The sequence below is a fragment of the Burkholderia sp. CCA53 genome, assembly GCF_001685525.1.
GTDB lineage: Bacteria > Pseudomonadota > Gammaproteobacteria > Burkholderiales > Burkholderiaceae > Burkholderia > Burkholderia multivorans.
Genome location: NZ_BDDJ01000001.1, coordinates 2,655,886 through 2,678,663, shown reverse-complemented (window position 1 = coordinate 2,678,663; position 22,778 = coordinate 2,655,886). Strand labels below are relative to the sequence as shown.

Below are 22,778 nucleotides of genomic sequence, written 5' to 3'. Positions count from 1 at the left end.
ATCTCCACAATTCCGTGACAGTTCCTGTAAACATCCGTAACAATTTCGTGCTCTACTAGCGGCCAGTCAGACAGACGGCCGCGCCGTCCGTCCTTCGCCGCACCGATGCGGCCCTTTGCCGGTCCCCGTCCGCTGCAGGACCGGCACGATCGACCCGAGATCCCTTTCCATGTCTGGAACCGCCACGTCCAGCCGGCGACGCACGTCCGTGTCCGCCCCGGCTCAGCACGTCCGTTCGGCCGGCACCGCCGGCGCCGACCTCGCCGACACGCACGACGCCGGCGCCGCGACCGCACACGCCACGACCGATGCGGTGCGCAGCGGCAGCCTCGCGCGGCTCGGCTGGCGCGCCTGGCTGCTGGCCGCGATCGTGTTCTGTGCGTACGCGCTGCCGGGCGTGCTCGACCACGACCCGTGGAAGCAGGACGAGACCTATACATTCGGCATCATCCAGCACATGCTGGAGACCGGCGATCTCGTCGTGCCGACCAATGCGGGCCAGCCGTTCATGGAAAAGCCGCCGCTCTACGCGTGGGTCGCGACGAGCCTCGCGTGGCTGCTGCAGCGCGTGATGCCGCTGCACGATGCGGCGCGGCTCGCGAGTGCGCTGTTCGTCGCGCTCGCGTTCGCATTCGTCGCGCGCGCGGCGCGCGTCGCCCATCGCGCGGACAGCGTATTCGACCTGCGCGTGATCGGCACGGTCGCGCTCTGCGCGAGCACGCTCGTCGTGATCAAGCACGTCCACGACATGATGACCGACGTCGCGCTGCTGGCCGGCACCGCGATGGGCTTCTGCGGACTGCTCGAACTCGTGATCGCACATACCGCCGACGCGCGCCGCGTCCGGCATGGACTGCCCGCGCGGCGCGCGAACCGCTGGGCCGCGCCGTTGTTCGGCGCGGGCGTCGGCATCGCGCTGATGGCGAAGGGGCTGTTCGTGCCGCTCGTGTTCGCCGCGACGCTCGTCGCGGTGCTCGCGCTCTACCCTGCCTGCCGGTCGCGCGCGTTCGCACGTGCGCTCGGCGTGGCCGCGATCGTGTTCGCGCCGTTCGCGCTCGTGTGGCCGATCGCGCTGCTGATGCGCTCCGAGACGCTGTTCGCCGCCTGGTTCTGGGACAACAACGTCGGCCGCTTCTTCGGCTTCTCGGTGCCCGAGCTCGGGGCGGAAAACGACAAGCCGCTCTTCATCGTGCGTGCCTTCCTGACGGTCGGCTTCCCGGTCGCGCCGCTCGCGCTCGCGCTCGTGGCCGTCGCGCGCGGCGCATGGCGCGACTGGCGCGCGCCGCGCATCGCGCTGCCGCTGCTGTTCGCCGGCATCGGCCTCACGGTGCTGCAGATCTCCGCGACGTCGCGCCAGCTCTATATCCTGCCGTTCTGTGCGCCGCTCGCGCTGGTCGCCGCGCTGGCCGTCGAGCGGCTGCCGTACCGGCTGCATACCGCGTGGGACTATCTAAGCCGCGTGCTGTTCGGCACCGTGGTCGGGCTCGCGTGGGCGATCTGGTCGATCATGGCCGATTCGTCCGCGTCGCGCGAACGGCTCGCGCCGCTCGGCCGCTGGCTGCCGCTCGACTGGACGATCCCGGTCGAGCCCGCGCTCGTCGCCGGCGCGCTCGCGCTGACGCTCGGCTGGCTGTCGGTCCTGCCGCTGCTGCGCGCGACCGGCCGCTGGCGCGGCGTGCTGTCGTGGGCCGCCGGTGCGCTCGTCGCGTGGGGGCTCGTCTATACGCTGCTGCTGCCGTGGCTCGACGTCGCGAAGAGCTACCGGTCGGTGTTCGACGATCTGAACGCGCATCTCGCGCTCGAATGGAACGACGGCGACTGCATGGCGAGCCTGCACGGGCTCGGCGAATCGGAAGCGCCGATGCTCTATTACTTCTCCGGCATCGAGCACATCCCGACCGACGACGCGAAGGCGACGCGCTGCACGTGGATGATCGTGCAGGGCGTGCGGGCCGTCGATCCGGCGCCCGGCAGCGAATGGAAACTGTTCTGGTCCGGCGCGCGGCCCGGCGACGACGCCGAGTTGCTGCGCGTGTACGTGCGCACGCCGGAGGAGCAGTACGAGCCGTGATCGGCGCCGGCGCCGCCGGCCGTCAGAACGACGAACCGGGCTGCCGCAGAAACGCCGCCTCTTCGTCGGTCGACGCGCGGCCGAGAATCGCGTTCCGATGCGGAAAGTGCCCGAACCGCGCGATCACGGCCGCATGCCGCAGCGCAAAGTCGTGATAGCCGGCGCAGCCTGCCTCGTCGCGGATGCCCGCGCATAGCCGCACGGCCTCGCGCTGACTCTCGTCTGCCTCGTCGTGCTCGAACGGCAGATACGCGAACGCGCGATGATGGCCGCTCGGCAACTGCGCATCCCACCCTGCCGACACGACCCGGCGCGCGAGCGCGAGCGCCTTCTTGTCGGCCGCGAACGCGCGCGGTGTGCCGCGATGCATGTTGCGCGAGAACTGATCGAGCACGATGATCAGCGCGAGCGCGCCGAGCGGCGTCGCGGCCCAGTGATCGCACGCGCCTTCGCAGGCGGCATCGTGCAGCGCGCCGAAGCGCGCACGCAGCACGTCGTCGAACGCCGCGCCGCCCTTGAACCAGATCTTGCGCGCGTGGCCGAATTCGGCCGAGCCCGGCTCGCCGAACCAGAAGTCGAGCACCTCGCGCGCGCGCGGATCGAGTGCCGCCGTGTCGTTCGCCGCTGCGTCGCGCGTCATGCGAACTCCAGCACTAGGCGCCGCGTGCGCGCACTCTTCTTTTCCAGTTTCGCAACGCGCAGTGCGCCGATCTCCGACGTGTTGCGCACGTGCGTGCCGCCGCACGGCTGCAGATCGACACCGTCGATGCGCAGCAGCCGCACGCGGCCGAGCCCCATCGGCGGCTTCACGCTCATCGTGCGCACGAGCTCCGGCCGCGCGGCCATCTCTTCGTCGGTGATCCATTCGGTCGTGACGGGATGCGCGCCGCGCACGAGCTCCGCGAGGCGCCGCTCGACGTCGTCGCGATCGATCGCATCGGACGTCGCGAAGTCGAGCCGCACGTAGTCGGCCGTCACACTGCAGCCGTCGACCGCGTACGGCAGCACCGCGCACATCAGATGCGCGGCCGTATGCAGCCGCATGTGTCGGTAGCGGCGCACCCAGTCGATCGTCGCGACCACGCGCGTGCCCGGCGCGAGCGCCGCGACATCTGCGTCCTGCCCCGACGCGGGCACGTGCACCGCATCGTCGGGCGTCGCGCCGTCGAACTTCGCCTTGCGCGTGTCGGCGATCGCGATCGTGCCGCCGTCCGGCAGCGTCAACGTGCCGGCGTCGCCGGCCTGGCCGCCGCCGAGCGGATAGAACACCGTGCGGTCGAGCCGGATGCCGTCGTCGCCGACGGCCTCGACGATCGCCTCGCAGTGCGCAAGATAGGCGTCGTCGCGAAATAGCGCTTGTGTCGTCATCGGGCAGATCTCGTATCGAAGGGAAAGCGGACAGTGTCGCGCCGCGGCGCGCCTCGGCCCAGCGCCGATCGCCGCACGCGAGAACGGCGGCGTACCGGTCGATCAACCGGGCCGGTTGCGCATCCAGTCGGCCGTGTCGTAGAACGAATGCATGAGCCGCTCGCGCAGCGGCTCGGGCAGCCCGACGTCCTCCATGGCCCACGCCATGCAGCGCAGCCACTGGTCGCGCTCGACCGACGCGATCGGGAACGGCAGATGGCGCGCGCGCAGCCGCGGATGGCCGAACCGGCTGATGTAGTGGTCGGGCCCGCCGAGCCAGCCGCACAGGAACCAGAACAGCTTGTCGCGCGAGCCGTCGAGCGATGCCGGATGCAGCGCGCGGATCTGCGCGAACTCGGGCTCGAGGTCCATCAGGTCGTAGAAGCGGTCCACCATTTCGCGCACGCGGGCTTCGCCGCCCACGAGCTCGAACGCCGTCGGCTGCGACGGCGCATCGTCATTCACATCGGTCATACGGATAGTCTGAATCAGGATCGTCGGAAGCCGCCGGCCACGCTCACGCGTCGCGCAGCGACTGCAGCGCGGGGCGCCGCAGCACATTATGCAGGCTCAGCCAGCCGGCCGCACCGGCGCATGCGACGCCGGCCGCGATGCCGGCCGGTACGAGCCACGGATCGACGGCGAGCTGGAAGTCGAACACGCGCGACGCGAGCACCCAGCCGACCGCGATCGCGCCGGCCGCTGCGAGCACGCCGGCGAGCGCGCCGACGACCACGAACTCCGCGCGCTGCACCGCGTTGACCTGCGCGCGCGACGCGCCGAGCGCGCGCAGCAGCGCGGCCTCGCGCACACGTTCGTCGCGCGAGCCGGCAAGCGCGGTGTACAGCACGAGCACGCCGGCCGCGAGCGTGAACGCGAACAGGAACTGCACCGCGCCGACCACCTGCAGCATCATGCGCTGCAGCTGCGCGAGGATCGGCGCGACGTCGATCGCGGTCAGGTTCGGATAGCGTGCGATCAGCGGGTCCAGCAACGCCGCGTCGGACGCCGGCAGATGGAAGCTCGTCAGATAGACGGTCGGGAAATCCTTCAGCACCGCGGGCGGCATCAGCACGAAGAAGTTGACGCGGAACGTGCCCCAGTCGAGCTTGCGCACGCTCGTGACCGGCGCATCGACGGTCAGGCCCGTCACGTCGAAGCGCAGCACGTCGCCGCGCTTCACGTTCAGCGTCTTCGCGAGGCCGGCCTCGATCGAAATCTGCGGCGTCGACGCGCTGCCGAACCAGTCGCCTTCGACGATCCGGTTGTCGGACGGCAGCACGGTCGTATACGACAGGTTGAACTCGCGATCGACGAGCCGGCGTGCTTCGTCGGACCGATAGGCGTCGGGGTTCACCGGCTTGCCGTTGATCGCGACGAGCCGGCCGCGCACCATCGGCGCCGGCACCGCGTCGCGCACGCCGTGCGCGGCGAGATAGGCCGCGACGTCGTCGCGCTGGTCGGGCTGGATGTCGATCAGAAACTGGTTCGGCGCATCGGGCGGCATCGACGCGCGCCAGCCGGCGACCAGATCGTTGCGCGTGATCGCGATCAGCAAGAGGCACATCAGCCCGAGCGCGAGTGCGGTGATCTGCAGCGCGCTCGCGGTTCCGCGCCGATGCAGCGACGCGAGCGCATAGCGCCAGCCGACGCCCGCGCTCACACGCGCGTTGCGCACCGCGCGCGCGGCCGCGAACAGCGCGAGCCGCGCGATCAGCGCAAAACCGACCAGCGCACCGGCGAAGCCGCCCGCGACGATCAGGCCGAGCGTCAGGTTGCCGGCCGCGGCGATCAGCAGCCCGGCAAACAGCACGACGCCGAGCGCATAGGCGGCCCACGCGGTACGCGACGCGTCGCCCCAGTCGCGGCGCAGCACGCGCACGGGCGGCACGCGTGTGAGCGGCGCGAGCGGTGGCAGCGCGAAACCGAGCAGCAGCACCAGCGCGGCGCCGATGCCGACGAGCGCGGGCCACGGCGTCGGCGCCGGCAGCACGACGTCGATCAGCCCGCCCAATGCGGCGAGCAGCACCCAGTGGCCGCCGTAGCCGAGCGCCGCGCCCGCGAGGCCCGACACGACGCCGACGCCCGCGAATTCGAGCGCGAACAGCGCGCCGAGCGTACGGCGGCTCACGCCGAGGCAGCGCATCGTCGCGCAACCGTCGAGGTGGCGTCGCATATAGCGCTGCGCCGCCATCGCGATCGCGACCGCCGCGAGCAGCGCGGTCAAAAGCGCGACGAGCGTCAGGAAATGGCGCGCGCGATCGAGCGTCTGCCGCACCTGCGGCTGGCCTTCCTGCAGCGATTCGAGCCCGACGCCGCGCAGCTTGCCGCCGTCGACGCGCGCGTGCGCATAGGCTTCGAAGCGCACGACGGCCTCCGGTGCGCCCGCGACGAGCAGCCGGTACGTGACGCGGCTGCCGTAGCCGGCCAGCCCCGTCGCGGCCAGTTCGTCCGCACGCATCATCAGCCGCGGCGAGAAATTGACGAACGAGAATCCGCGATCGAGTTCGCGGGAAATCGAGGCGGCCACCGTGAAGGTACGCTGCCCGACGCGCACGGCGTCGCCGGGTTTCAGATGCAGCGCGTCGAGCAGCGCCGGGTCGGCCCACACGGTGCCGGGCGCCGGAATGGCGGTCGCCTTGCGCGCCGCCGTCGCACCGGCCGGCACGATCTCGACCGCGCCGCGCAGCGGATACGCCGGCGACACGGCCTTCACGGCCGCGAGACGCGCGGGCGCCGCGTCGCCGCCCGACGTCGACGCGATCATGCTCGGGAAGATGGCCGTCGTCGCGGTGCGCAGTCCCAGCGCACGCGCTTCGCGATCGAACGACGGATCGACCGGATGATCGGCGCGGACGACGAAGTCGGCGCCGAGCATTTGCCGCGCATCGCGCTCGAGCCCCTGGCGCAGCCGGTCGGCGAGAAAGCCGACGCTCGTCAGCGCGGCAACGGCGAGGACCAGTGCGAGCACGAGCAGCGTCAACTCGCCGGCGCGCCAGTCGCGCGCCGTCATCCGCGCGGCCTGGCGGATCAGGTCGCGCCGGCCGAAGCGGCCGGCTGGTGCAGTCGGGCGCAGATCAGTGCGCGCGGGCGTCGACGGCTCGGTCAATCGCGCTTGCCTCCGATCGAGTTCAGCCGCGACACCATGTGCGTCGCCATCCCGCGAAAGCCGCCCGACACACCGCGCCACAGCCGCGGCAACGCCCAAGCCGAGCACGCGATGAACGCGATGAGCAGCACGAGGAACACGAGCGGCACGAAGAACGCGAGCGCGAGCCCGCCGAACACGAGGCCGTCCTCGGTCGACGATGCGACCCAGTTCGAGATCGGTTCCGGAGACAGGTTGATCAGCGCGCGCGTGCCGGCCTTCGCGACATGCGCGGCGCCGGCGAGCGAGCCGCCCGCGAGGCCCGCGACCGCCAGCACCGTCGGATCGGCGTGGCCGAGCGCGCCGGCCGCGAGCACGGCGCCGGCCGGGATGCGGATGAACGTATGCACGGCATCCCACAGCGAATCGAATGCGGGGATCTTGTCGGCGAGGAATTCGGTGACGGCCAGCACGGCGGCGGCGCCGATCACCCACGGCGAGGTCAGCACGGCAAGCGTATCGGGCAGATGCAGCCAGCCGACGCGTGCCAGCACGCCGGCGATCAGCACGGTGAGGTACAGGCGCAGGCCGCTCGCCCAAGCGAGCCCCGCGCCGAGCGAAATGGCTTCGATCATGGCCCTCTCCCTTGCACGTGCCGTGCCTTTGCCGATCGGCCGGGTCGAATCGATATATGCGGCCGCGCGGCGCGTGGCGGCCGAGGATGCCGCCGCGCCCTCGAACGGCGGCGAAACGGCTTTCAGACCCGAATGCGTTCCATTATAGACAGCGTATCGGTCCGGCCGCCGCAATTCCCCCATGCGGCGCAAGGCGCGGCGGCCGGCGCAGGCCTCACGCGGCCGACGACAGCTTCAGGCCGATCAGCCCGACGACGATCAGCGCGGCGCTCGCGACGCGCGCGACGGTCAGCGCCTCGCCCATCATCACGATGCCGAACACGAACGCGCCGACGGCGCCGATGCCCGTCCAGACCGCATAGGCGGTGCCAAGCGGCAGTTGACGCATCGCGACCGCGAGCAGCCCGAAGCTGGCCAGCGCCGTGACGATCGTAAACACCGACGGGCCGAGCTTCGTGAAACCTTCCGACGACTTCATGCCGGCCGCCCACGCGACTTCCAGCAAACCGGCGATCAACAACAATACCCACGCCATCTCGACGCACTCCGTATCGGATGGGGCCGTCCCCGTTGAAGCGAATGACCCGGGGTCGTCCCCGGGCGGCGCCGAGTATAGCAAGCCGCCGGTATGCGCGTCGGCCGCCCCGTTACTGCGCGACGCGCTTCGGCACGACGCCGCCGACGCAGCGATCGTCGCGGTACAGCGTCCATTCCTCGCACACGCGACCGTCCTTGAACACGCACATGCCGACCTGCCCGCGCGGCAGGCTGCGGATCACGTGCCGGCCGCCGAGCTTTTCGCAGTTGACCGATGCGGGGTTGGCCAGCGCCGGCCGGGACGTCTGCGCCGGCTGCTGCCCGGGCGGCAGCGGTTGCGCGAGCGCGTCGGACACGGCAAATGCCAGGGCGCAGGAGACAGCGAAACGGACGAGCATGGCACGCTCCTCGTTTATTGTTCCGGAACGGTGAGCATAACGGGGAATGGGCGGCGCTGTGCGGATCCGCGCGTGTCGATGCGCGGCGGACACGATGCCGCGGAAGTCATACGAAAGCCGCGCCGTGACGCAGCGCGGGCCGCTTTCACGCGGCGCCGACCAGCCGGTAACCGACGCCGGTTTCGGTGACGATATGCTCGGGCTGCGCGGGATCGCGCTCGAGCTTCTGCCGCAGGTGCGCCATGTAGATGCGCAGGTAGTGATGGCTCTCGACATGCGACGGTCCCCACACGTCGCGCAGCAGCTGACGGTGCGTGAGCACGCGCCCCGCGTGCCGCACGAGCGTCGCGAGCAGCCGGTATTCGAGCGGCGTCAGGTGGACGATCTCGCCGTCGCGCCACACCTGGCGCAGCGCGAGATCGACGCTCACGGTGCCGAAACTGACCTTCGGCGATTCGTTCGCGCCGCCCTGGTTGCGCCGGCGCAGTTGCGCACGGATCCGCGCGCGCAGCTCGGACACGCCGAACGGCTTGGTCAGGTAGTCGTCCGCGCCCGCGTCGAGCGCGGCGACCTTCTCCTCTTCCTGCGTGCGCGCGGACAGTACGATCACCGGCACCTCGGACCAGCCGCGCAGTTCGCGGATCACGTCGAGCCCGTCGGTGTCGGGCAAGCCGAGATCGACGATCACGAGATCGGGCTGGCGCGTCGCCGCATCGATCAGCCCCTGCTTGCCCGTCTCGGCCTCGAACACGGCGATGTCCTCCTCTTCGAGCGCGGCGCGCACGAAGCGGCGGATCTGCTTTTCGTCCTCGATCAGAACGACGGTCAGGCTCGGTTCACTCATGGTCGGGCGATGATTCGGAGGAGGATGGCGCGGGCAGCGCGTCGGGTTCGTCGTCGGGCGCGGCGGGCGTGTCCGGCGGCGTGTCGACCGGCAGCGTGAACCAGAAGCGCGCGCCCGTCACGCGGCCGTCGGGCGCGGTGCGGTTGAGTGCGCCGATTCTACCGCCGTGCGCTTCGACGATCGCGCGGCAGATCGCGAGGCCGAGCCCGATGCCGGGCGTCGCCGATTCCTTCTCGCCGCGCGTGAACTTGTCGAAGATCCGCGTTTCCATGCCGGCCGGCAGGCCGGGGCCGCGATCGTCGACATGCACGCGCACGAACGGTCTTGCGTCGGGCGCGCCGTCGTCGGTCACGCGCTCCGCGCGGATCTCGATCGGCGTGTCGGGCGGCGTGTACTTCGCCGCGTTCTCGAACAGGTTGGTGAACAGGCGCTCCATCAGTACCGCGTCCATCTGCAGCAGCGGCAGGTCGGGCGGCAGCGCGACGCGCACCGGATGGCGCGCGAGCACGCGCTTGCAGGCGGCCAGCGCCGCGCCGACCGTCTCCTCGAGCAGCGACCACTGGCGCTTGAGCTGCAGGCTGCCGGCCTGCAGCCGCGCCATGTCGAGCAGGTTCGTGACGATGCCGGTCATGCGCAGCGCTTCGTCGTGGATCGCGTCGACGAGTTCGCCTTCGCGCTGCGCGATGCGCGCGGCAGCGGCCGCGTCGCCCGCCGGTGCAGCGGCGCGAGCGTTCGCGAGCATCGAGGAGAAGCCGACGATCGTCGTGAGCGGCGTGCGCAGGTCGTGCGAGATCGCCGACAGCAGCGAGTTGCGCAGCCGCTCGGATTCCATGCTGACGAGCGCGTCGCGCGCGATGTCGACGTAATGCACGCGCTCGAGCGCGAGTGCGATCTGCGCGGCGAACGCGTCGAGCATCCGCCGCTGCTCGGGCACTTCGAGCTCGCGCGGCTCGTTCGACGCAACCGCGAGCACGCCGCGCGTGCGCATCGGCGCCTTCAGCGGCAAGTACAGCGCGATCGTCGCGGGCAGCGTGTCGGTGCCGCGGCCGGCCGGCTTCTGCTGGTCGTATACCCACTGGCCGACGTCGCTGTCGAGATCGGCGCCGGTCAGCGTGACGGTCGCGTCGGGATCCTCGATCTTCTGCTGCACCTGGTCCGCGCTGTCCGGCAGCAGGATCGCGACGCGCGCGCGGAACACCTCGGCCACATGGCGGCTGCCGATCTCGACGATCTGCTCGGTGGTCAGCGCCGCGCCCAGCTCGCGCGCCATCGCATAGATCGCGCCGGTACGGCGTTCGCGGCGCTGCGCGAGGTCGGCCTCGCGCGTGAGGCTCGACGTCAGGTGGCTGATCACGAGCGACGTCAGCAGCATCCCGAAGAAGGTCAGCAGGTACTGCGTATCGCTGACCGACAGCGACATGCGCGGCGGCACGAAGAAGAAATCGAACGCGGCCACCGACAGGAACGACTGCAGCACGCCCGGGCCGCGTCCGAGCCGCACCGCGGAGAACACGACGCCGAGCAGGTACAGCATCACGAGATTGGTCAGGTCGAGCCGCTCGGCGACGACGCTCGCGACGACCGTGATCGCCGCGCAGATCGCGGCCGCGTACGCATAGTGGCGCGGCGGCGAACGACGGCCGCCGAGCCGCGCGAACGCGTCGCGCCAGTCGCGCACGCGCGCGTCGAGCGGCGCCGCGCGCACCTCGTCGCTCGCCGACGCACGGATCAGCATCAGGTCGACGTCGCCGGCGCGCTCGGCAAGCTGGTCGCCGAACGGGCGTGCGAACCAGCGCGCGAGGCCGGTCTTCTGCGAGCCGCCCGCGACGAGCTTCGACACGTTGCGCACCTTCGCATAGCCGATCAGCGCGGCGACCGCATCGCCGCCGGCGAGCGTGGCCGTCTCCGCGCCGAGTTCGGCCGCGAGCTTCAGTGCGTCGAGCGTGCGCTGCCGCTCGGCATCGGGCAGCCGCTGCAGGCGCGGCGTCTCGACATACACGGCAATCCAGTCGGCCTTCAGGCTCGCCGCGAGCCGCGCGGCCGCGCGCACCAGCGTCGGCGCCTCGGGGCCCGGGCCGACGCAGACGAGCAAGCGTTCGCGCGCCTGCCAGATGCGCTGGATCGAACGGTCCGCACGGTATTCGCGCATCTGCGCGTCGACGCGATCGGCGGTGCGCCGCAACGCCAGTTCGCGCAGCGCGATCAGGTTGCCCTTGCGGAAGAAGTTGCGCACCGCACGCTCGGCCTGCTGCGCGAGATAGACCTTGCCGTCGCGCATCCGCGCGAGCAATTCCTCGGCCGGCAGGTCGACCAGCGTGACTTCGTCGGCCGCGTCGAACACGCGGTCGGGCACCGTCTCCCAGACGCGGATGCCGGTAATCGCGCCGACCACGTCGTTCAGGCTTTCGAGATGCTGGACGTTGACGGTCGTATAGACGTCGATCCCCGCGTCGAGCAGCTCGTACACGTCCTGCCAGCGCTTCAGGTGCCGCGCGCCCTGCACGTTCGAATGCGCGAGCTCGTCGACGAGGATCAGCTGCGGCGCGCGTGCGAGCGCGGCGTCGAGATCGAATTCGGCCAGCGTGCGGCCGCGATAGTCGATGCGCGCGAGCGGCAGCACGTCGAGGCCGTCGAGCAGCGCGGCGGTTTCGCCACGGCCGTGCGTCTCGACGATGCCGACCACCACATCGACGCCGTCCTGCCTGCGCTGGCGCGCGGCCTGCAGCATCGCGTAGGTCTTGCCGACGCCGGCCGACGCGCCGAAGAAGATCTTGAGCCGGCCGCGCCGCTGCTTTTCCTCGTCGCGTTGCAGCTTGTCGAGCAGTTGATCGGGATCGGGGCGGTTCATGCTGGCGGAAGGCGGAGCGCCCGGGAGCGCGCAAGTGAAGGCATTGTCGGTCCAAATCGCCGCAAAAGGCAAAGACGGCGCGCGCGCCGTCGAAAAACCCGCATCCGGCGCGGCACGTGTCGCACCGGACGGCACGTGCCGCGCCGCATGCTCAGTGTGCGGCCTGCGCCGCGTCGAGCGCGAGGTTCAGCTTCAGCACGTTCACGCGCGGCTCGCCGAGCACGCCGAACTGGCGCCCCGTCGTGTTCGCGGCGACGAGCTGCGCGACCGTCTCGCGCGCGAGATGGCGCGCGTTGGCGACGCGTTCGATCTGGTAGGCGGCAGCGGCCGGCGTGATCTCCGGATCGAGGCCGCTCGCCGACGCCGTCACGAGATCGACCGGCACCGGTTTCGACAGGTCGGTGCCCGCATCGCGCAGCGCGGCGATGCGCGCCTTCACCTGCTCGGCGAGCGACGGGTTCAGCGGGCCGAAGTTCGAGCCGCCCGAGCCGGCCGCGTTGTACGGCATCGGCGAGGTGGCCGAGAGCCGGCCCCAGAAATACTTCGGCGCATCGAACGACTGGCCGATCAGCGCGGAGCCGACGACCTGGCCGTTGCGCTCGATCAGGCTGCCGTTTGCTTGCCACGGGAACACGGCCTGGCCGAACGCGGTCAGCACCGCGGGATACGCGAGCCCCGTGACGGCGGTCAGCACGACAAAAATCACGACGAGCGGACGAATCAACGATTTCATGATGTTTCCTTCGAGTGGCGCATCAGACCCAGCCGAGCGCGGCGAGCGTCATGTCGATCAGCTTGATGAACGGGAACGGCAGTAGCACGCCGCCGAGGCCGTACACGAGCAGGTTGCGGCGCAGCAGCGACGCGGCGCCGAGCGGCCGGTACGCGACGCCCTTCAGCGCGAGCGGAATCAGCGCGACGATGATCAGCGCGTTGAAGATCACGGCCGACAGGATCGCCGACGCGGGCGAGCTCAGATGCATGATGTCGAGCACCTTCAGCTGCGGATAGGTGGTCACGAACGCGGCGGGGATGATTGCGAAATACTTGGCGATGTCGTTCGCGATCGAGAACGTCGTCAGCGAGCCGCGCGTCATCAGCATCTGCTTGCCGATCTCGACGATCTCGATCAGCTTGGTCGGGTTGGAATCGAGGTCGACCATGTTGCCCGCTTCCTTCGCGGCCTGCGTGCCGGTGTTCATCGCGACCGCGACGTCGGCCTGCGCGAGCGCCGGCGCGTCGTTGGTGCCGTCGCCCGTCATCGCGACGAGGCGTCCGGCCGCCTGATGCTCGCGGATCGTCGCGAGCTTCGTTTCCGGCGTCGCTTCCGCGAGGAAGTCGTCGACGCCCGCCTCCGCCGCGATCGCCGCGGCCGTCAGCCGGTTGTCGCCCGTCACCATCACGGTCTTGATGCCCATCTTGCGCAGCTCCGCGAAGCGCTCCTTGATGCCGCCCTTCACGATGTCCTTCAGCTCGATCACGCCGAGCACGCGCGCCGCGCCCTGCTGCAGCTCGGCCACGACGAGCGGCGTGCTGCCGCGGCGCGCGACGTCGTCGACCGCGCGCCGCACTTCGTCGGGAAAGCGGCTGCCGTGCGTCTCGACATAGCGCTTGATCGCGTCGGCCGCGCCCTTGCGGATCTCGCGCCCCGGCAGGTCGACGCCGCTCATGCGCGTCTGCGCGGAGAAGCCGAGGAACGTCGCATGCAGCTGCGCCATGTCGCGCTGGCGGATGTTGAAGCGCTCCTTCGCGAGCACGACGATGCTGCGGCCTTCGGGCGTCTCGTCGGCGAGCGACGAGAGCTGCGCGGCGTCGGCCAGCGCCTCCTCCGTCACGCCGGGCGCCGGCACGAACAGCGACGCCTGGCGATTGCCGAGCGTGATCGTGCCGGTCTTGTCGAGCAGCAGCACGTCGACGTCGCCGGCCGCCTCGACCGCACGGCCCGACGTCGCGATCACGTTCGCCTGCATCATCCGGCTCATCCCGGCCACGCCGATCGCAGACAGCAGGCCGCCGATCGTCGTCGGGATCAGACAGACGAGTAGCGCGACGAGCGCCGTGATCGTCACCACGTGGCCGGCTTTCATCGCGTCGACCGAGAACATCGAGAACGGCAGCAGCGTCGCGGTCGCGAGCAGCATCACGATCGTCAGCGCGACGAGCAGGATCGTCAGCGCGACCTCGTTCGGCGTCTTCTTGCGCTTCGCGCCTTCGACCATCGCGATCATCCGGTCGAGGAACGCCTCGCCGGGGTTCGCCGTCACCTTCACGACGATCCAGTCGGACAGCACGCGCGTGCCGCCCGTCACCGACGAGAAGTCGCCGCCCGACTCGCGGATCACCGGCGCCGATTCGCCGGTGATCGCCGATTCGTCGACCGACGCGACGCCGTCGACGACCTCGCCGTCGGCCGGAATCACGTCGCCGGCCTCGACCAGCACGACGTCGCCTTTGCGCAGGTCGGACGCGGTCGTGATGCGGATCGGCGACTTCGGATGCGGCTCGTTGAGCTTCTTCGCCATCACGTCTTTCTTCGCGCTGCGCAGCGACGCGGCCTGCGCCTTCGAGCGCCCTTCGGCGAGCGCCTCCGCGAAGTTCGCGAACAGGACCGTGAACCACAGCCACAGCGCGATCGCGAGGATGAAGCCGGCCGGCGCGTCGGCCTGCCCCGTGAGCGCGGCGATCCATAGCACCGTCGTCAGGATGCTGCCGACGTACACGCAGAACATCACCGGGTTGCGGAACTGCGTACGCGGCGTGAGTTTCTTGAAAGACGCCACGATCGCCGGACGCACGAGCGCCGGGTCGAACATGGAGCGGGTAGCGGAATGTTGAGTCATTGCGATCTCTTCGATGCCTTGTCGTTTCGGCCGCGCGTCATGCGCCCAGCCACATCATCAGATGCTCGACGCCCGGGCCGAGCGCGAGCGCCGGCACGTAGGTCAGCGCGCCGACCAGCAGCACCGTGCCGAGCAGCAGCACGACGAACAGCGGGCCGTGCGTCGGCAGCGTGCCGCTCGTCGCGGCGATGCGCTTTTTCGACGCGAGCGAGCCGGCGATCGCGAGCACCGGCACGATCGTGCCGAAGCGGCCGAACCACATCGCGATCGCGGTCATCCAGTTGTAGAACGGCGTGCCGACCGTCAGGCCCGCAAACGCGCTGCCGTTGTTGTTCGCGGCCGAGCTGAACGCGTAGAGGATTTCCGAAAAGCCGTGCGGGCCGGCGTTCGCGATGCCGGCCCTGCCCGCATCGACGAGCACGGCGATCGACGTGCCGACCAGCACGAGCAGCGGCGTGAGCAGCACGACGATCGACACCATCTTCATCTCGTACGACTCGATCTTCTTGCCGACATATTCGGGCGTGCGGCCGATCATCAGCCCCGCGACGAACACCGCAAGCAGCGCGAACACGAGCATCCCGTAGAGCCCCGAGCCGACACCGCCGAACACCACCTCGCCAAGCTGCATCAGCAGCATCGGTACGAGGCCGCCGAGCGGCGTCAGCGAATCGTGCATCGTGTCGACCGCGCCGCACGACGCGGCCGTGGTCGCGACCGTGAAGATGCCGGTCTGCGCGATGCCGAAGCGCGTTTCCTTGCCTTCCATGTTGCCGCCCGGCTGCAGCACGCTGGTCGACTGGTCGACGTGAAGTGCAGCGAGCGTCGGATTGCCGGCCTGCTCGGCGCTCACCTCGACGCCGATCGCCACCGCGAAGGCGACCGTCATCGCGGCGAGCACCGCGACGCCCTGCCGGCGATCGTCGATCATGCGGCCGAACACGAGACACAGCGCGGCCGGGATGATCAGGATCGCGAAGATCTGCAGGAAGTTCGCGAACGGCGTCGGGTTCTCGAACGGATGCGCGGAGTTCGCGTTGAAGAAGCCGCCGCCGTTGGTGCCGAGCATCTTGATCGCTTCCTGCGACGCGACCGGGCCCATCGCGAGCGTCTGCTTCGTGAGCGGCGTGGGCACCGTCACCGCATTGCCCTTGTCGTCCTTCACCGGGTTGCCCTGCGCGTCGAGCTTCGGCGCCGCATAGGTGCTCGCCTGCAGCACCGGCACGTCCTGGTACGTCTTCAGGTTCTGGATCACGCCCTGGCTCATCAGCAGCGCGGCGACGATCGCCGCCATCGGCACCAGCACATACAGCGTCACGCGCGTCAGGTCGACCCAGAAGTTGCCGATCGTCTGGGCGGTGTGGCGCGCGAAGCCGCGGATCAGCGCGATCACGACGACGATGCCGGTCGCCGCCGACAGGAAGTTCTGCACGGTCAGGCCGAGCATCTGCGTCAGGTAGCTGACCGTCTGCTCGGGCGTGTAGTCCTGCCAGTTCGTGTTGGTGACGAAGCTGACGGCCGTGTTGAACGCGCCGTCGACGGTCATCGCGCCGAACTGCTGCGGGTTGCCGGGCAGCATGCCCTGCACGCGCAGCAGCGCATAGAGGAACAGCGCACCGAGCGCGTTGAACGCGATCGTCGCGATCGCATACTGCTTCCAGTTCATCTCGGTGCCGGCGTCGACGCCCGCAATGCGATACAGCACGCGTTCGAGCGGCGCGAACACGCGCACGACGCGCGAACTGCCGTCCATCACGGCCGTCAGATAGCGCGCGACCGGTACGGCGGCCGCGAGCAGCACGACGATGAACAGCAGCGTCTGAAACAGGTTGTTCGCGTTCATTCGATGTCCTCCGCGCGCAGCAGCGCATAGACGAGATACGCGAACAACAGCGCGGCGGACATCCCCGCGAGCCACAGCATCCAGGTCATGCGCGCCCCCCGCGGCCGTATTGCGCGAGCTTCTCGCAACCGGCGATCAAGCCGAGGATCAGCGCGGTGAAGACCGCCAGTGCGCCGATGAAAACCCCATCCATTTTTGTGTTCTCCGTCGTCGAAATCGGACGACTCGAACATTATGGGAAGGCGCGTAAAGAACGGATCAAAGGTGATCGGGTGGATATAAAAAACGCGTAAACGCGCGACGCGGCGAACGCGAGGCGATGCGAAACGGTGGGAAACTGGAAAACGGCGGGCAGGACGGGCGGCAGTGCGACTGCCGCGCGCGAGGACGCGTGCCGGCGCGGCGCCGGCACGCACTAGGCAAAAGCGGCGGTCAAGGAACGAGAATCGTCGAGCCGGTCGTCTTGCGCGCTTCGAGATCGGCATGCGCGCGGCCGACTTCCGCGAGCGGATAGCGCTGATTGATGCTCGTCTTCACCTTGCCCGACAGGATCACGTCGAACAGCTCGGCGGCCGCCGATTCGAGATCGGCGCGCTTCGCGATGTACGAGAACAGCGTCGGCCGCGTGAAGAACAGCGAGCCGCGCGACGAGAATTCCTTCGAGTCGATCGGCGGCAGCGGGCCCGACGCGTTGCCGAAGCTGACGAAATAACCGAGCGGTGCGAGACAGTCGAGCGAGCCGATGTAGGTGTCCTTGCCGATCGAATCGTAGACGACGGGCACGCCCGCGCCGTTCGTGATCTCCTTCACGCGCTGCGTGAAGTTCTCGCGCGTATAGACGATCGGATGATCGCAGCCGTGCGCCTTCGCGAGCTCGGCCTTCTCGTCGGAGCCGACCGTGCCGATAACGGTCGCGCCGAGCGCCTTCGCCCACTGGCACACGAGCAGCCCCACGCCGCCGGCAGCCGCGTGGATCAGGATCGTATCGCCGGCCTTCACCGGATACGTGCGGCGCAGCAGGTAATGGGCAGTTAGACCCTGCAGCATCACCGACGCCGCGTCGTCGTAGCCGATCCCGTCGGGCAGCTTCACGACGCGCTCGGCCGACAGCACGCGTTCCTGCGCATAGGCGCCGGGCGGCTGCGCGACGTACGCAACGCGGTCGCCGACTTTCAGCGCGCCGACGCCTTGGCCGACGGCCGTCACCTCGCCGGCCGCCTCCATGCCGAGGCCGCCGGGCAGCGGCTGCGGATAGAGGCCGGTACGGAAGTACACGTCGATGTAGTTGAGCCCGACCGCATGCTGCTTGATGCGGACTTCGCCCGCCTGCGGCGCGCCGACCTCGACGTCGACCCACTTCATCACGTCCGGGCCGCCGGGCTGGTCGTATCGGATTGCTTTCGGCATCGTTTCGCTCCTCGTTGGGTGGGAATGCAGTGCAGCTGGCGCGTCGGCGTCGGCCGGACGGCGACGCCTTCGTTCGGACGCGCGCACGCACCGCGCGATTCTCGCGCGTCGTGCGCGATTTCGCAGCGCGTCTTCGCAATCCCTACATGCGCGCAGGGGCATCGCGCAGACTGCCGAACGCTTCGCGCGACGCGCGGCTGACGCCCGGCTTTCGCCGGCTGCGCTGCGCCGCGATGCCCGAACCGGTGCGCCGTCGGGCCGCGGCTCGCATGCCTGCGCGACAGCCGCGCCGGCACGTCACGGCTGCGGCACCGGCGAGCGCGGCCGTCGCGGCGCCCTTCACGTCGACCTAACAGACGTCCTGCATCGTCCGCGCCAGATCGTCGAGCAGCATCCGCGCGGTCGCGACGTTGGTCGCGACCGGCACGTTATGCACGTCGCACGCGCGCACGAGCGCGGTGATGTCGGGATCGTGCGGCTGCGCGGTCATCGGATCGCGCAGGAACACGACGACGTCGACGCGCCCGTCCGCCAGTTCCGCGCCGATCTGCAGGTCGCCGCCGAGCGGCCCCGACAGCTTGCGCTCGACCTCGAGCCCGTGCGCGGCCGCGATCCGGCCGCCGGTCGTGCCGGTGGCGACCAGCCGGCATTGCGCGAGTACCGCGCGGTATTGGCCCGCGAGTGCGACGATCTCGTCCTTCTTCGCGTCGTGCGCAATCAGTGCGATGCGGGGTTTGCTCATCTCCAGATCCTTCGTCCTTCAGGGTTGTGATTGTCGTTGACGGTAAGGCGCGCGCAGCGTCAGAACGTGCCGGGGTACGCGCCGCCGTCGAGCAGCCAGTTCTGGCCGGTGATATACGCGGCATGCACGCTGCAGAGGAACGCGCACGCGGCGCCGAACTCTTCGCGCGTGCCGAGACGGCCGGCCGGGATTTCCTTCGCGCGCCGCGCACGCAATTCGTCGACCGTCACGCCTTGCGCCTTCGCGGCTGCGGCGAGCGTCGTCGCGATGCGGTCGGTATCGAACAGACCCGGCAGCAGGTTGTTGATCGTCACGCCGTGCGGCGCGACCTTGCGCGCGAGCCCCGCGACGAAGCCGGTCAGCCCCGAGCGCGCGCCGTTCGACAGCGCCAGCACGTCGATCGGCGCCTTCACGGCCGAGCTCGTGATGTTGACGATCCGGCCGAAGCGCCGCGCGATCATGCCGTCGACGGTTGCGCGGATCAGCTCGATCGGCGTGAGCATGTTCGCTTCGAGCGCGCGGATCCAGTCGTCGTGCGAGAAATCGCGGAAGTCGCCGGGCGGCGGGCCGCCCGCATTCGTCACGAGAATGTCGGGCTGCGGGCACGCGGCCAGCGCGGCAGCTCGACCCTCGGGCGTCGTGATGTCGCACGCGACGGCCGTGACCGACACGTTCGATGCCGCGCGAATTTCCTCCGCGGTTTCCTCGAGCGTCGCGCGCGTGCGCGCGACGATCACGAGATTCACGCCTTCGGCGGCCAGCGCCTGCGCGCAGCCGCGCCCGAGTCCCTTGCTCGCCGCGCACACGAGCGCGGTCTTTCCTTCGATGCCGAGATCCATCGTCGATTTCCCCAGGGTTGCGACGCGCGCCGGCACGGATTCCGTCGCGCCGCGCACCGGCCGCACGGACGCGCGCGGCGCGCGGGTTGTCGTGAGACGTCGATAATATCCGGATCGCGCGGCGCGCCTTGGTAAAATTGCGACCATGCGCGCGCGACCGGCTTGCGCCTGCCGCCGCCCTCCCGATCCCCTTTTGCCGCAAGGCGCTCCCCCGTCATGAAACAGGACAGCCGTTTCCCGAATCTCTTCATCCTCGATCACCCGCTGATCCAGCACAAGCTCACGCACATGCGCGACAAGGACACGTCGACGCGCACGTTCCGCGAACTGCTGCGCGAGATCACGCTGCTGATGGGCTACGAGATCACCCGCAATCTGCCGATCACGACGAAGCGGGTCGAAACCCCGCTCGTCGAGATCGACGCGCCGGTGATCGCGGGCAAGAAGCTCGCGATCGTGCCCGTGCTGCGCGCGGGCGTCGGGATGTCGGACGGCCTGCTCGACCTGATCCCGTCCGCGCGCGTCGGCCATATCGGCGTCTATCGTGCGGACGATCATCGGCCGGTCGAATATCTCGTGCGGCTGCCCGATCTCGACGACCGCATCTTCATCCTGTGCGACCCGATGGTCGCGACCGGCTATTCGGCCGTGCACGCCGTCGACGTGCTCAAGCGCCGCAACGTGCCGGCCGCGAACATCATGTTCGTCGCGCTCGTCGCCGCGCCCGAGGGCGTTCAGGTGTTCCAGGACGCGCACCCCGACGTCAAGCTGTTTGTCGCGTCGCTCGACTCGCACCTGAACGAACACGCCTACATCGTGCCGGGCCTCGGCGATGCGGGCGACCGCCTGTTCGGCACCAAGAACTGACGCAGCGGCGGCCGGCCGCCCGCGCGCATGCCGCGCGGCGCGGCCGGCCCGGCCGTTCGGCCAGGCGCGGCGCGCCGTTCGGGCGGTCGCCGCGTGATAAAATCACGCTCCACTCGACACGCGCGGCCCGCGGCTTCACGCCCGCCACCACGGCCGCCGATTCAACGACACATTGGCACTATCGCCCGCGCGAGCGCGCCCGGGCACGGAGAAACGTATGGCTGGTCACTCGAAATGGGCCAACATCAAGCATAAGAAAGCAGCGGCCGACGCGAAGCGCGGCAAGATCTGGACGCGCCTGATCAAGGAAATCCAGGTCGCGGCCCGTCTCGGCGGCGGGGACGTGAGCTCGAACCCGCGCCTGCGTCTCGCGGTCGACAAGGCGGCCGACGCGAACATGCCGAAGGACAACGTGAAGCGCGCGATCGATCGCGGCGTCGGCGGCGCGGACGGCGCGAACTACGAGGAAATCCGCTACGAAGGCTACGGCATCGGCGGCGCGGCCATCATCGTCGACACGCTGACCGACAACCGCACGCGCACGGTCGCCGAAGTGCGTCATGCATTCTCGAAGTTCGGCGGCAACATGGGCACCGACGGTTCGGTCGCATTCATGTTCGATCACGTCGGCCAGTTCCTGTTCGCACCGGGCACGTCGGAAGACGCGCTGATGGAAGCGGCGCTCGAAGCCGGCGCGGACGACGTCAGCACGAACGAGGACGGCTCGATCGAAGTGCTGTGCGACTGGCAGGAATTCTCGAAGGTGAAGGACGCCCTCGAAGCCGCCGGCTTCAAGGCCGAACTCGCCGAAGTGACGATGAAGCCGCAAAACGAAGTCGAGTTCACCGGCGACGATGCGGTGAAGATGCAGAAGCTCCTGGACGCACTCGAGAACCTCGACGACGTGCAGGAGGTGTACACGAACGCCGTCATCGTCGAGGAATGAGATGCCGGCCGCCGCGCGCACGTCGCAGCGGCGGCCCGCCCGGTTTCGCGGCCGGCGCGCCTGAGCGTGCCGGCCGCCCTGTTTTCTAGTCTGCGGGGAATCCCATGAAACTACTCGTCGTCGGTTCCGGTGGCCGCGAACATGCGCTCGCGTGGAAGCTCGCGCAATCGCCGCGCGTTCAGATGGTCTATGTCGCGCCCGGCAATGGCGGCACGGCGCAGGACGAGCGTCTGAAGAACGTCGACATCACGTCGCTCGACGCGCTCGCCGACTTCGCGGAACGCGAAGGCGTCGCATTCACGCTCGTCGGGCCCGAAGCGCCGCTCGCGGCCGGCATCGTCAACCTGTTCCGCGCGCGCGGCCTGAAGATCTTCGGGCCGACGCGCGAAGCCGCGCAGCTCGAGAGCTCGAAGGATTTCGCGAAGGCGTTCATGAAGCGGCACGGCATTCCGACCGCCGACTACGAGACCTTCTCGGACGCGGCCGCCGCGCATGCCTACATCGACGCGAAAGGCGCGCCGATCGTCGTGAAGGCCGACGGCCTCGCGGCCGGCAAGGGCGTGGTCGTCGCGATGACGCTCGAGGAAGCGCACGAAGCGGTCGACATGATGCTGTCGGGCAACAAGCTCGGCGACGCAGGCGCACGCGTCGTGATCGAGGAATTTCTCGACGGCGAGGAAGCGAGCTTCATCGTCATGGTCGACGGCAAGCACGCGCTCGCGCTCGCGTCGAGCCAGGACCACAAGCGTCTGCTCGACGAGGATCGCGGCCCGAACACCGGCGGCATGGGCGCGTATTCGCCGGCGCCGATCGTCACGCCGCAGATGCATGCGCGCGTGATGCGCGAGATCATCATGCCGACCGTGCGCGGGATGGAGAAGGACGGCATCCGCTTCACGGGCTTCCTGTACGCCGGCCTGATGATCGACAAGGAAGGCAATCCGCGCACGCTCGAATTCAACTGCCGGATGGGCGATCCGGAGACGCAGCCGATCATGGCGCGCCTGAAGAGCGATTTCTCGAAGGTCGTCGAGCAGGCGATCGCGGGCACGCTCGATACGGTCGAGCTCGACTGGGATCGCCGCACCGCGCTCGGCGTCGTGCTTGCCGCGCACGGCTACCCCGACGCGCCGCGCAAGGGCGACCGCATCAACGGCATCCCGGCGGAAACCGAACAGGCCGTGACCTTCCATGCGGGCACGACGCTCGACGGCGACAAGCTCGTCACGTCGGGCGGCCGCGTGCTGTGCGTGGTCGGCCTCGCCGATTCGGTGCGCGAAGCGCAGCAGCATGCGTACGACACGATCAACCAGATCAATTTCGAAGGCATGCAGTATCGCCGCGACATCGGCCACCGCGCACTCAGCCGCAAGAGCGCATGACGCCGGCGGCCGGCGCACCGCCGCGCGGTGCGTCGTGCCGGCTGCCGCGGTTCGCTAGAATGCGCGGCAGAAGCCTTTTTTACG

At 69.6% G+C, this 22,778-nt stretch carries 20 protein-coding genes; 4 read left to right on the top strand and 16 right to left on the bottom strand.

Going from position 1 to position 22,778, the window contains the following annotated elements:
• The first annotated feature begins 169 nt into the window (after positions 1 to 169).
• Positions 170 to 2,071 carry a glycosyltransferase family 39 protein gene (locus tag BCR55_RS12415; protein WP_065494598.1) on the top strand — a complete coding sequence of 634 codons (1,902 nt, stop codon included), beginning with the start codon at positions 170 to 172 and terminating at the stop codon, positions 2,069 to 2,071.
• Positions 2,072 to 2,093: 22 nt separating this feature from the next.
• Here BCR55_RS12415 and BCR55_RS12410 read toward each other — a convergent pair whose 3' ends face one another.
• The 16 genes from BCR55_RS12410 to BCR55_RS12330 form a co-directional block, all read right to left on the bottom strand.
• Complete coding sequence (locus BCR55_RS12410) at positions 2,094 to 2,711, bottom strand: DUF924 family protein (protein WP_065494597.1); 618 nt, start codon at positions 2,709 to 2,711, stop codon at positions 2,094 to 2,096.
• A complete protein-coding gene (locus tag BCR55_RS12405) occupies positions 2,708 to 3,439 on the bottom strand; it encodes an alanyl-tRNA editing protein (RefSeq protein WP_065494596.1) in 732 nt (243 codons plus the stop codon). Before BCR55_RS12405 ends, BCR55_RS12410 begins: the two co-directional genes overlap by 4 nt.
• Before the next feature lie 102 nt (positions 3,440 to 3,541).
• Positions 3,542 to 3,952 carry a group II truncated hemoglobin gene (locus tag BCR55_RS12400; protein WP_006398765.1) on the bottom strand — a complete coding sequence of 137 codons (411 nt, stop codon included), beginning with the start codon at positions 3,950 to 3,952 and terminating at the stop codon, positions 3,542 to 3,544.
• Between the two features lie 43 nt (positions 3,953 to 3,995).
• Positions 3,996 to 6,491 (bottom strand): ABC transporter permease, encoded by a 2,496-nt coding sequence (locus tag BCR55_RS12395; RefSeq protein WP_244104617.1) that lies wholly within the window; start codon positions 6,489 to 6,491, stop codon positions 3,996 to 3,998.
• A gap of 92 nt (positions 6,492 to 6,583) precedes the next feature.
• Positions 6,584 to 7,201 carry a DUF4126 domain-containing protein gene (locus BCR55_RS12390; RefSeq protein ID WP_006411039.1) on the bottom strand — a complete coding sequence of 206 codons (618 nt, stop codon included), beginning with the start codon at positions 7,199 to 7,201 and terminating at the stop codon, positions 6,584 to 6,586.
• 214 nt (positions 7,202 to 7,415) lie between these two features.
• Positions 7,416 to 7,736, bottom strand: a complete 321-nt coding sequence (sugE, locus tag BCR55_RS12385; protein ID WP_006398760.1) for a quaternary ammonium compound efflux SMR transporter SugE — start codon at positions 7,734 to 7,736, stop codon at positions 7,416 to 7,418.
• Positions 7,737 to 7,848: 112 nt separating this feature from the next.
• Positions 7,849 to 8,136 (bottom strand): DUF333 domain-containing protein, encoded by a 288-nt coding sequence (locus BCR55_RS12380; RefSeq protein ID WP_035488708.1) that lies wholly within the window; start codon positions 8,134 to 8,136, stop codon positions 7,849 to 7,851.
• 145 nt (positions 8,137 to 8,281) lie between these two features.
• Positions 8,282 to 8,980, bottom strand: coding sequence for a two-component system response regulator KdpE (gene kdpE, locus BCR55_RS12375; RefSeq protein ID WP_006398756.1), 699 nt, complete (start codon positions 8,978 to 8,980; stop codon positions 8,282 to 8,284).
• Positions 8,973 to 11,828, bottom strand: a complete 2,856-nt coding sequence (locus BCR55_RS12370) for a DUF4118 domain-containing protein (RefSeq protein ID WP_065494594.1) — start codon at positions 11,826 to 11,828, stop codon at positions 8,973 to 8,975. The genes kdpE and BCR55_RS12370 overlap by 8 nt, the downstream gene beginning before the upstream one ends.
• A gap of 151 nt (positions 11,829 to 11,979) precedes the next feature.
• The gene (gene kdpC, locus BCR55_RS12365) at positions 11,980 to 12,561 is read right to left on the bottom strand and encodes a potassium-transporting ATPase subunit KdpC (RefSeq protein ID WP_065494593.1); all 582 of its coding nucleotides are present in this window, start codon (positions 12,559 to 12,561) and stop codon (positions 11,980 to 11,982) included.
• A 22-nt stretch (positions 12,562 to 12,583) separates the two neighbouring features.
• Positions 12,584 to 14,668, bottom strand: a complete 2,085-nt coding sequence (gene kdpB, locus BCR55_RS12360) for a potassium-transporting ATPase subunit KdpB (protein ID WP_065494592.1) — start codon at positions 14,666 to 14,668, stop codon at positions 12,584 to 12,586.
• Positions 14,669 to 14,705: 37 nt separating this feature from the next.
• The gene (gene kdpA / locus BCR55_RS12355; RefSeq protein ID WP_065494591.1) at positions 14,706 to 16,511 is read right to left on the bottom strand and encodes a potassium-transporting ATPase subunit KdpA; all 1,806 of its coding nucleotides are present in this window, start codon (positions 16,509 to 16,511) and stop codon (positions 14,706 to 14,708) included.
• Positions 16,508 to 16,600, bottom strand: a complete 93-nt coding sequence (gene kdpF / locus BCR55_RS12350) for a K(+)-transporting ATPase subunit F (protein WP_012212987.1) — start codon at positions 16,598 to 16,600, stop codon at positions 16,508 to 16,510. Before kdpF ends, kdpA begins: the two co-directional genes overlap by 4 nt.
• Before the next feature lie 343 nt (positions 16,601 to 16,943).
• Positions 16,944 to 17,918, bottom strand: coding sequence for a quinone oxidoreductase (locus BCR55_RS12345; RefSeq protein WP_059940748.1), 975 nt, complete (start codon positions 17,916 to 17,918; stop codon positions 16,944 to 16,946).
• Positions 17,919 to 18,267: 349 nt separating this feature from the next.
• Positions 18,268 to 18,660 carry a methylglyoxal synthase gene (locus BCR55_RS12335; protein ID WP_006398748.1) on the bottom strand — a complete coding sequence of 131 codons (393 nt, stop codon included), beginning with the start codon at positions 18,658 to 18,660 and terminating at the stop codon, positions 18,268 to 18,270.
• A 59-nt stretch (positions 18,661 to 18,719) separates the two neighbouring features.
• Positions 18,720 to 19,499: an SDR family oxidoreductase gene (locus BCR55_RS12330; RefSeq protein ID WP_006398747.1), complete on the bottom strand. Its 780-nt coding sequence runs from the start codon at positions 19,497 to 19,499 to the stop codon at positions 18,720 to 18,722.
• A gap of 216 nt (positions 19,500 to 19,715) precedes the next feature.
• On the opposite strand from BCR55_RS12330, the gene upp reads away from it, so the two are divergent.
• From upp to purD, 3 genes are all read left to right on the top strand, one after another.
• Entirely contained in the window at positions 19,716 to 20,366 is a 651-nt protein-coding gene (upp, locus tag BCR55_RS12325) for a uracil phosphoribosyltransferase (protein WP_006398746.1), read from the top strand.
• A gap of 217 nt (positions 20,367 to 20,583) precedes the next feature.
• Positions 20,584 to 21,312: a YebC/PmpR family DNA-binding transcriptional regulator gene (locus BCR55_RS12320; protein ID WP_006398745.1), complete on the top strand. Its 729-nt coding sequence runs from the start codon at positions 20,584 to 20,586 to the stop codon at positions 21,310 to 21,312.
• A 104-nt stretch (positions 21,313 to 21,416) separates the two neighbouring features.
• Positions 21,417 to 22,694 carry a phosphoribosylamine--glycine ligase gene (purD, locus tag BCR55_RS12315; protein WP_006405599.1) on the top strand — a complete coding sequence of 426 codons (1,278 nt, stop codon included), beginning with the start codon at positions 21,417 to 21,419 and terminating at the stop codon, positions 22,692 to 22,694.
• Positions 22,695 to 22,778 lie beyond the last annotated feature (84 nt).

Bases quoted from the DNA above. Each gene is read 5' to 3' on its own strand.
- BCR55_RS12415 (WP_065494598.1), top strand. From the start codon at position 170: ATGTCTGGAACCGCCACGTCCAGCCGGCGACGCACGTCCGTGTCCGCC.
- BCR55_RS12410 (WP_065494597.1), bottom strand. From the start codon at position 2,711: ATGACGCGCGACGCAGCGGCGAACGACACGGCGGCACTCGATCCGCGC.
- BCR55_RS12405 (WP_065494596.1), bottom strand. From the start codon at position 3,439: ATGACGACACAAGCGCTATTTCGCGACGACGCCTATCTTGCGCACTGC.
- BCR55_RS12400 (WP_006398765.1), bottom strand. From the start codon at position 3,952: ATGACCGATGTGAATGACGATGCGCCGTCGCAGCCGACGGCGTTCGAG.
- BCR55_RS12395 (WP_244104617.1), bottom strand. From the start codon at position 6,491: ATGACGGCGCGCGACTGGCGCGCCGGCGAGTTGACGCTGCTCGTGCTC.
- BCR55_RS12390 (WP_006411039.1), bottom strand. From the start codon at position 7,201: ATGATCGAAGCCATTTCGCTCGGCGCGGGGCTCGCTTGGGCGAGCGGC.
- sugE (WP_006398760.1), bottom strand. From the start codon at position 7,736: ATGGCGTGGGTATTGTTGTTGATCGCCGGTTTGCTGGAAGTCGCGTGG.
- BCR55_RS12380 (WP_035488708.1), bottom strand. From the start codon at position 8,136: ATGCTCGTCCGTTTCGCTGTCTCCTGCGCCCTGGCATTTGCCGTGTCC.
- kdpE (WP_006398756.1), bottom strand. From the start codon at position 8,980: ATGAGTGAACCGAGCCTGACCGTCGTTCTGATCGAGGACGAAAAGCAG.
- BCR55_RS12370 (WP_065494594.1), bottom strand. From the start codon at position 11,828: ATGAACCGCCCCGATCCCGATCAACTGCTCGACAAGCTGCAACGCGAC.
- kdpC (WP_065494593.1), bottom strand. From the start codon at position 12,561: ATGAAATCGTTGATTCGTCCGCTCGTCGTGATTTTTGTCGTGCTGACC.
- kdpB (WP_065494592.1), bottom strand. From the start codon at position 14,668: ATGACTCAACATTCCGCTACCCGCTCCATGTTCGACCCGGCGCTCGTG.
- kdpA (WP_065494591.1), bottom strand. From the start codon at position 16,511: ATGAACGCGAACAACCTGTTTCAGACGCTGCTGTTCATCGTCGTGCTG.
- kdpF (WP_012212987.1), bottom strand. From the start codon at position 16,600: ATGACCTGGATGCTGTGGCTCGCGGGGATGTCCGCCGCGCTGTTGTTC.
- BCR55_RS12345 (WP_059940748.1), bottom strand. From the start codon at position 17,918: ATGCCGAAAGCAATCCGATACGACCAGCCCGGCGGCCCGGACGTGATG.
- BCR55_RS12335 (WP_006398748.1), bottom strand. From the start codon at position 18,660: ATGAGCAAACCCCGCATCGCACTGATTGCGCACGACGCGAAGAAGGAC.
- BCR55_RS12330 (WP_006398747.1), bottom strand. From the start codon at position 19,499: ATGGATCTCGGCATCGAAGGAAAGACCGCGCTCGTGTGCGCGGCGAGC.
- upp (WP_006398746.1), top strand. From the start codon at position 19,716: ATGAAACAGGACAGCCGTTTCCCGAATCTCTTCATCCTCGATCACCCG.
- BCR55_RS12320 (WP_006398745.1), top strand. From the start codon at position 20,584: ATGGCTGGTCACTCGAAATGGGCCAACATCAAGCATAAGAAAGCAGCG.
- purD (WP_006405599.1), top strand. From the start codon at position 21,417: ATGAAACTACTCGTCGTCGGTTCCGGTGGCCGCGAACATGCGCTCGCG.